At 57.0% G+C, this 8396-nt stretch carries 7 protein-coding genes and 2 tRNA genes; 7 read left to right on the plus strand and 2 right to left on the minus strand.

From position 1 onward, the window contains the following. The 6 genes from ltaE to AC1DRJ_RS14390 all read left to right on the plus strand — a co-directional run. The coding region (gene ltaE, locus AC1DRJ_RS14365) for a low-specificity L-threonine aldolase (RefSeq protein ID WP_477802740.1) at nucleotides 1–708 on the plus strand (708 nt) is incomplete at its 5' end. 146 nt (nucleotides 709–854) lie between these two features. Beyond that, nucleotides 855–3479, plus strand: coding sequence for an alanine--tRNA ligase (gene alaS / locus AC1DRJ_RS14370; protein WP_477802741.1), 2625 nt, complete (start codon nucleotides 855–857; stop codon nucleotides 3477–3479). A 91-nt stretch (nucleotides 3480–3570) separates the two neighbouring features. Further along, nucleotides 3571–4812 carry an aspartate kinase gene (locus AC1DRJ_RS14375; protein ID WP_477802742.1) on the plus strand — a complete coding sequence of 414 codons (1242 nt, stop codon included), beginning with the start codon at nucleotides 3571–3573 and terminating at the stop codon, nucleotides 4810–4812. 186 nt (nucleotides 4813–4998) lie between these two features. Next, the gene (gene csrA / locus AC1DRJ_RS14380) at nucleotides 4999–5187 is read left to right on the plus strand and encodes a carbon storage regulator CsrA (RefSeq protein WP_002554426.1); all 189 of its coding nucleotides are present in this window, start codon (nucleotides 4999–5001) and stop codon (nucleotides 5185–5187) included. Between the two features lie 62 nt (nucleotides 5188–5249). Beyond that, nucleotides 5250–5340: transfer RNA gene (locus AC1DRJ_RS14385), tRNA-Ser, on the plus strand. 107 nt (nucleotides 5341–5447) lie between these two features. Next, nucleotides 5448–5524, plus strand: a tRNA-Arg gene (locus AC1DRJ_RS14390). A gap of 19 nt (nucleotides 5525–5543) precedes the next feature. Here AC1DRJ_RS14390 and AC1DRJ_RS14395 read toward each other — a convergent pair. Beyond that, a complete protein-coding gene (locus AC1DRJ_RS14395) occupies nucleotides 5544–6062 on the minus strand; it encodes a cell envelope protein SmpA (protein ID WP_477802743.1) in 519 nt (172 codons plus the stop codon). 319 nt (nucleotides 6063–6381) lie between these two features. Here AC1DRJ_RS14395 and mgtE point away from each other — a divergent pair, with 319 nt between their 5' ends. Continuing rightward, nucleotides 6382–7824 (plus strand): magnesium transporter, encoded by a 1443-nt coding sequence (gene mgtE, locus AC1DRJ_RS14400; protein WP_477802744.1) that lies wholly within the window; start codon nucleotides 6382–6384, stop codon nucleotides 7822–7824. Nucleotides 7825–7925: 101 nt separating this feature from the next. Here the strand turns inward: mgtE and AC1DRJ_RS14405 are convergent, their stop codons facing one another. After that, nucleotides 7926–8252 carry an Arc family DNA-binding protein gene (locus tag AC1DRJ_RS14405; protein ID WP_007943904.1) on the minus strand — a complete coding sequence of 109 codons (327 nt, stop codon included), beginning with the start codon at nucleotides 8250–8252 and terminating at the stop codon, nucleotides 7926–7928. Nucleotides 8253–8396: the final 144 nt, after the last annotated feature.

Genomic DNA, 8396 nt, shown 5'->3' on the forward strand with positions numbered 1-8396 from the left:
GTCCAGCCGCAGCCGCTGGAAGTGCAGGCCGACGGCTCGCTGGACCTGGCCCACGTTGCCGCCGCGATCAAGCCGGACGATTTCCACTTCGCTCGCACCCGATTGCTGGCGCTGGAAAACACCATGCAAGGCAAAGTGCTGCCACTTGAGTACCTGGCGCGGGCCCGAAGCTTTACCCGTGACCATGGGTTGCAGCTGCATCTGGACGGTGCGCGGTTATATAACGCAGCCGTCAAACTGGGTGTTGATGCCAAGGTAATCACACAGCACTTCGATTCCGTTTCGGTCTGCCTGTCCAAAGGCCTGGGTGCGCCAGTCGGTTCGGTGTTATGCGGCTCTGCCGAGTTGATCGGCAAGGCGCGCCGTTTGCGCAAAATGGTCGGGGGTGGCATGCGTCAGGCCGGGCTTCTGGCCGCCGCGGGTTTGTATGCTCTGGATAACAATGTCCAGCGTCTGTCCGATGACCATGCCAATGCTCAATTCCTCGCCGAAGGCTTGCGTGCAGCGGGTTACGACGTCGAACCGGTGCAAACCAACATGGTTTACGTGCACATGGGCGACAGGGCCGAAGCCATCAAGACGTTCGCCGCCGAGCGAGGGATCAAGTTGAGTGCGGCAGGGCGTCTGCGTATGGTCACGCACATGGACGTCAGCCGTGAGCAAATCGAGCAGGTCGTCGCGGCATTCGTCGACTTTTTGCGCAAGTGATAGCGTTAGCCGTCCAATTGACTGCCTGTAACGTACAAACACACTGTACCTAGTCACTAACGCCGATATAATGCGGCCCTTTGCCGTCGCTTCGTCTGTTGACGTTTCGAACAGGCCTTTGGCCGCAGCCTCCGTGGAAGAACCTAATGAAAAGCGCAGAAATCCGTGAAGCCTTCCTTCGCTTCTTCGAAGAGCAAGGCCACACCCGTGTAGCCTCCAGCTCTTTGATTCCGGGCAACGACCCAACCCTGCTGTTCACTAACGCGGGGATGAACCAGTTCAAGGACTGCTTCCTGGGCCAGGAAAAACGCGCGTACACCCGCGCGGTCAGCAGCCAGAAATGCGTGCGCGCCGGCGGTAAGCACAACGACCTGGAAAACGTCGGTTATACCGCTCGTCACCACACTTTCTTCGAAATGCTGGGCAACTTCAGCTTCGGTGATTATTTCAAGCGTGACGCCATCACCTACGCCTGGAACTTCCTGACGTCCGACCAATGGCTGAACCTGCCGAAGGAAAAGCTCTGGGTCACCGTCTACGCCAGCGATGACGAGGCATACGACATCTGGACCAAGGAAATCGGCGTGCCAGCCGAGCGCATGGTTCGTATCGGCGACAATAAAGGCGCGCCGTACGCGTCCGACAACTTCTGGACCATGGGCGATACCGGCCCGTGCGGCCCTTGCACCGAGATTTTCTACGATCACGGCGCCGACATCTGGGGCGGCCCACCGGGTTCGCCGGAAGAAGACGGTGACCGTTACATCGAAATCTGGAACAACGTGTTCATGCAGTTCAACCGCACCGCCGATGGCGTGTTGCACCCGCTGCCAGCACCATCGGTCGACACCGGCATGGGCCTGGAGCGGATCAGTGCCGTGCTGCAGCACGTTCACTCGAACTATGAAATCGACTTGTTCCAGAGCCTGCTGATCGCTTCGGCCAAGGCCATTGGTTGCACCAACGACGCTCAGGCTTCCCTGAAAGTCGTGGCTGACCACATCCGCTCCTGCGGCTTCCTGATTGCCGATGGCGTGCTGCCTTCCAACGAAGGTCGCGGCTATGTACTGCGCCGGATCATTCGTCGCGCTTGCCGTCACGGCAACAAACTGGGCGCCAAAGGTAGCTTCTTCTACCAGATCGTTGCGGCCCTGGTCGCCGAGATGGGCGAAGCCTTCCCTGAGCTGAAATCCCAGCAGGCGCACATCGAGCGCGTTCTGAAAGCTGAAGAAGAGCAATTCGCCAAAACCCTGGAGCAGGGCCTGAAAATCCTCGAACAGGATCTGGCTGACCTCAAAGGCGACGTGGTGCCGGGCGACGTAGTGTTCAAACTCTATGACACCTACGGCTTCCCGATGGACCTGACCGGCGACATCGCTCGCGAGCGTAGCCTGACCATCGATGAAGAAGGTTTCGAGCGTGAAATGGAAGCCCAGCGCGTCCGTGCCCGTTCCGCCAGCTCCTTCGGCATGGACTACAACAGCCTGGTCAAGGTTGATGTGGCCACCGAATTTACCGGCTACAAAGCGACCAGCGGTTCGGCGAAAATTGTCGGTCTGTATAAAGATGGCCAAGCGGTCGATGTATTGAGTGAAGGCGAAGAGGGCGTGATCGTCCTGAACCAGACGCCTTTCTACGCGGAATCGGGTGGTCAGGTGGGTGACTGCGGTTACTTGCAGGCCGGCACTTCGCGTTTCGACGTGCGTGATACCACCAAGACCGGTGGCGCGTTCCTGCACCACGGTGTGTTGGCTTCGGGCAGCTTGACGATCGGTGCTCCAGTGGAAGCTCACGTTGAAGCCGACGTGCGTCACGCGACATCGCTGAACCACTCGGCAACTCACTTGCTGCACGCTGCATTGCGTCAGGTGCTGGGCGATCACGTTCAGCAGAAAGGCTCGTTGGTCGACAGTCAGCGCCTGCGCTTTGACTTCAGCCACTTCGAAGCCATCAAGCCTGAGCAGTTGAAGGCTCTGGAAGACATCGTCAACGCCGAGATTCGCAAGAACTCCGCCGTTGAAACCGAAGAAACCGACATCGAAACCGCCAAGCAAAAAGGCGCCATGGCGCTGTTCGGCGAGAAGTACGGCGACAACGTGCGCGTGCTGAGCATGGGCGGTGATTTCTCGGTTGAGCTATGCGGTGGTATCCACGTCAACCGTACCGGCGACATCGGCCTGCTGAAAATCATCAGCGAAGGCGGTGTGGCGTCGGGCGTGCGTCGTATTGAGGCAGTCACCGGTGCTGCGGCGCTGGCCTATTTGAACGCAGCTGAAGAGCAACTCAAGGAAGCGGCCAACCTGGTAAAAGGTAGCCGCGACAATCTGATCGACAAGCTGTCGGCTGTGCTGGAGCGCAACCGTCTGCTGGAGAAGCAACTCGAGCAGTTGCAAGCCAAGGCTGCCAGTGCGGCGGGCGACGATCTGTCGGCCTCTGCGCTGGACGTCAAAGGCGTGAAGGTACTGGCCGTGCGTCTGGACGGTCAGGATGGCAAGGCGCTGCTGGCGCTTGTCGATCAACTGAAAAACAAACTCGGCCGCGCAGTGATCCTGCTCGGCAGTGTCCATGAGGAAAAGGTCGTGCTGGTTGCAGGCGTGACCAAAGACCTGACTGGCCAACTCAAAGCCGGTGATTTGATGAAGCAAGCCGCTGCGGCAGTGGGYGGGAAGGGCGGTGGTCGTCCAGACATGGCGCAGGGCGGCGGTACAGACGCTGGCGCTCTGGATGCAGCATTGGCCCTGACCGTTCCATTTGTAGAGCAGGGTTTATAAGGCCGTGTTTCCGGCCCGCGGTCTAGTCGCGGGCCAGAACGCTGTTTGAGTGATAATTTGGGCGCCCTTCATGGGCAGAGGCGGCTTTGAAATGGCTTTGATCGTACAGAAATTTGGAGGCACCTCGGTCGGCACTGTCGAGAGAATCGAGCAGGTCGCCGACAAGGTTAAGAAATTCCGCGATGCCGGCGATGACCTGGTGGTTGTGCTGTCTGYAATGAGCGGCGAAACCAACCGTCTGATCGATCTGGCCAAGAAAATCAGTGGCGACGACCAACCTGTTCCTCGCGAACTGGATGTGATCGTCTCCACCGGTGAGCAGGTGACGATTGCACTGTTGGCCATGGCGCTGATCAAGCGTGGCGTGCCTGCGGTGTCCTACACCGGTAACCAGGTACGGATCCTGACTGATAGCGCGCACAATAAAGCGCGTATCTTGCAGATTGACGACCAGAAGATTCGTGGTGATCTGAAGGCCGGTCGCGTGGTGGTTGTCGCCGGGTTCCAGGGCGTCGACGAGCACGGCAACATTACTACCCTCGGTCGTGGCGGTTCCGACACCACCGGCGTGGCGCTGGCAGCAGCCTTGAAGGCTGATGAATGCCAGATCTACACCGACGTCGATGGTGTCTACACCACCGACCCGCGTGTGGTGGCCGTGGCCCAGCGCCTGGACAAGATTACCTTCGAAGAGATGCTGGAAATGGCCAGCCTCGGTTCCAAGGTGTTGCAGATCCGTGCGGTCGAGTTCGCCGGCAAGTACAACGTTCCGCTGCGCGTACTGCACAGCTTCAAAGAGGGTCCGGGCACCCTCATTACTATTGATGAAGAGGAAACCATGGAACAGCCGATCATTTCCGGTATCGCTTTCAACCGCGATGAAGCCAAGCYGACCATCCGTGGCGTGCCAGACATCCCGGGCGTTGCCTTCAAGATTCTCGGYCCGATCAGTGCCGCGAACATCGAAGTCGACATGATCGTGCAGAACGTTGCGCACGATAACACCACCGACTTCACCTTCACCGTGCACCGCAACGACTACCAGGCGGCGCAAACCGTGCTGGAAAAAACCGCTGGCGAGCTGGGTGCCCGTGAAGTCATCGGCGACACCAAGATCGCCAAGGTCTCGATCGTCGGCGTTGGGATGCGCTCCCACGCAGGCGTTGCCAGCCGCATGTTCGAAGCACTGGCCAAGGAAACCATCAACATCCAGATGATCTCTACGTCAGAAATCAAAGTCTCCGTCGTGATCGAAGAGAAGTACCTGGAACTGGCTGTGCGCGCCCTGCACACGGCTTTCGAACTGGACGCGCCAGCCCGACAGGGCGAGTGATGCGTTTGCCGAAGGGCGCGGTCTGACCGCGCCTTTTGTTTTTTTGAATAGCGCGACCCAAGACTGTTCTTTTGCGCGCGCTGGTCAATACTCAGGCATGTAGGGCTGCGATCATTCTGGTTGTGGGTCGAGTGCCTTTTTTTTGCAGACTGTTGTCCCTGAAATGAAATGCGTTAGGAGAAAGGTATGCTGATTCTGACCCGGCGGTGCGCTGAAAGCCTGATTATTGGTGATGGCGAAATCACCGTGACCGTGCTCGGCGTCAAAGGAAATCAAGTGCGTATCGGTGTGAACGCCCCGAAAGAGGTTGCTGTACACCGTGAAGAAATTTACCTGCGTATAAAGAAAGAGAAGGACGAAGAACCAAGCCATTAATTTTTATCGTTTTTTATGTTTGCAAACGGGGAAAAGGTTGGTTAAGATACGCCCCGTGTTGCGGAGAGCTGGCCGAGTGGCCGAAGGCGCTCCCCTGCTAAGGGAGTACACCTCAAAAGGGTGTCGGGGGTTCGAATCCCCCGTTCTCCGCCATTATTTGCGTAGTACGTTGTAATCTGGCTTCTTCGGTAAGTTGTTGAAATTACTAGAAAAAGTGTTTGACATAGAGATTAGACGGCCTATAATGCGCGGCAACAAATGCACTCGTAGCTCAGCTGGATAGAGTACTCGGCTACGAACCGAGCGGTCACAGGTTCGAATCCTGTCGAGTGCACCAAACAACAAAAAGCCCGCGTTTAACGCGGGCTTTTTGCCGTCTGGAGTTTGGCTTTTCCTTTCGTGCATCCCTTCTCATCAAACTCGACGTGCGCGCTACGACCTCGCTTGGTGTCGTAGCGGTAGCTTGTAGATGAATTCCTGATACTGACCTTGTCTGGCTTGCCGAGAGCGCTCTCGACGTCCTGCTGGCTCATGCCGGCAACGACACGTTGATTGATGATCGCTGTGCGTCGTTCCTTGGCGTTGATCAGGTTCCGGCATTTGTCCTCGGCCTGACCCACGATGGTCGGCGCTCTCCTTTTGTTTTTCATATCCGATGGTTCACCTGTTTCGGCGCTTGGTATGAGTGCCACCGTGCTGCCAGGCGTGAACGTGCGCACATCCTGCAAAGACAGTTGCTCTCCGGCCGTGCAGCTCAACGTGGTGAAGGTAATCTGCCCGTTGGGGGCCTCGCATCGGTGAACAGTCTCTGCCTGCAGTCGAAGCGGCAGGCAGAGCAGGGTGGTCAGCAAAAAATAGTAAGCAATCGGTGGCATTTCACGTCCTCCATGACGGTCGATAGCAAGGGTAGCTGCTACATTTTTCGAGGGTGGTGTGTTTTCTTTTCAGAATGAGTCGTCGCAATTGGATAGATAAGGTAGCGCTCAGGTTTGTCTTGCAAGCGCTTGTTTCACCCACGATTTTTTAACGTTTAAAACCGTTGGGCGGTGTATCATTGCGCCCGTCAGCCCCGCCGGGGCTTGTGGAATACCTCCATGGACTTACCCAGTAGTTACTCAGTACCCCGTTTTACCAATCATGAATTGACTGATTGATCCTTCCGGCGTGCCCCGCTGCTGGGAGTGGAGTTCGCCTATGTCCGAAGTTGAAGTAAAGAAAACGCAAGAAAGCCTGCAGGACCGCCTCGCTCAAGTTGTTGAGCTGTTGCAGCGTCAGCGGGTCATCGAAGACCTGACTCATCGCCAGGAAGGTCCCCATCACGATCGGGTCGAGAACCTGGTTCACCGGCAAAATCTCGTCGAGCTGCAACGCAAGCTCGATGATCTGCACTCCGCCGACGTCGCCTATATCCTTGAAGCGCTGCCGCTGAACGATCGTCTGACGCTTTGGCAATTGGTCAAGGCAGATCGCGACGGCGACATCCTGCTCGAAGTATCCGACTCGGTCCGTGAAACCMTGATCGCCGACATGGACGATCATGAGCTCTTGGCGGCGGCCAAGGACATGGATGCCGACGAACTGGCTGACCTGGCTTCCGAGCTGCCGCGAGACGTCGTCCACGAGCTGATGGAAACCCTCGATGGTCAACAGCGTGAGCGCGTTCGCTCCGCGTTGTCCTATGACGAGGAGCAGGTCGGTGCACTGATGGACTTCGAGATGGTGACCATCCGTGAGGATGTCAGTCTCGAAGTGGTTCTGCGTTACCTGCGCCGCCTCAAGGAGCTCCCGAGCCATACCGACAAATTGTTTGTGGTCGACTATGACGGCGTGCTCAAGGGCGTGTTGCCGATCAAGCGTTTGCTGGTCAACGATCCGGAAAAACAGGTTTTGGACGTCATGGCCAGCGATCCGGTGAGTTTTCACCCGGACGAAGATGCCTACGACGCTGCTCAGGCGTTCGAACGTTACGACTTGATCTCGGCACCCGTGGTCGACAAGAACGGCAAGCTGATCGGTCGTCTGACCATCGATGAAATGGTCGACCTGATTCGTGAAGAGAGCGAAAACGAAGTTCTCAACATGGCGGGTCTGCGTGAAGAAGAAGATATATTTGCGTCAGTCTGGAAATCCCTGCGTAACCGTTGGGCATGGCTGGCGGTGAACCTGATTACCGCGTTTATTGCATCCCGGGTGATCGGTCTGTTTGAAGGCTCCATCGAAAAACTGGTCGCACTGGCGGCGTTGATGCCGATCGTGGCCGGTATTGGGGGCAATTCCGGTAACCAGACCATCACTATGATCGTTCGGGCCATGGCACTGGATCAGGTGAGTACCGGCAATACCTCGCGACTGATGCGCAAAGAACTGGCGGTCGGTTTGATCAATGGCCTGGTCTGGGGCGGGGTGATTGGCGTGGTGGCCTTCATGTTGTACGGCAGTTGGTCCCTTGGCGTGGTCATGACTGCCGCCATGACGCTCAATCTATTGCTGGCGGCGTTGATGGGGGTGTTGATTCCGATGACCTTGGCGCGGCTAGGGCGCGACCCGGCGATGGGGGCGAGTGTGATGATTACCGCCATGACTGACAGCGGTGGTTTCTTCATCTTCCTCGGGCTGGCGACGATTTTCCTGCTCTGACTTGCCCGCTTGCAGAAACCCGCCCATCGGCGGGTTTCTTTTTGCCAAATTTCAGGCAAAAAAAAGCCAGCGATTATGCTGGCTTGAACTTTCGGGTTGAATCAGGAGGCGTCTGCGGTCAACTCGGCGTCATGAGCGATCAGCGAAACAAGTGCGTTTTGCTGGCGGTGGGAAAGTTGACGGAAGCGTTGCAGCAATTCGCGTTCGTGCAGTGACAGCTCCGGGCTGTCCAGGCGCATGCTCAGTTCTTCGCCCAGTGCGCCTTCTTGAATAAGACTCTGCTCAAGGCGCGCAATGATTTCGGAATTCATGCTGCGATGATGATTGCGAGCCACCTCGGCAATGCGTTCACGCATTCCGTCTGGCAGACGTACGACGAACTTGTCAGCCGTACGGCTGGAATAAATTGCCTGTTTCAATGGGCGCATATATTTAACCGGGTTAGTTCAGGGGAGCGGTTCTCGGGATTGGCCGCAGGATGTCTGTTAGGACAAGCTCACTGGCCAAATGTTCAACCTGAATTGAGCGAGGCGCGCATCATGCCTCAAGGAAGCCATATGGTTGGCGTCAAT

The organism is Pseudomonas sp. P5_B2 (genome assembly GCF_056400445.1).

Coding starts and splice junctions, on each gene's coding strand:
- AC1DRJ_RS14395 (WP_477802743.1), bottom strand. CDS start 6,062: ATGCCACCGATTGCTTACTATTTTTTGCTGACCACCCTGCTCTGCCTG.
- csrA (WP_002554426.1), top strand. CDS start 4,999: ATGCTGATTCTGACCCGGCGGTGCGCTGAAAGCCTGATTATTGGTGAT.
- AC1DRJ_RS14405 (WP_007943904.1), bottom strand. CDS start 8,252: ATGCGCCCATTGAAACAGGCAATTTATTCCAGCCGTACGGCTGACAAG.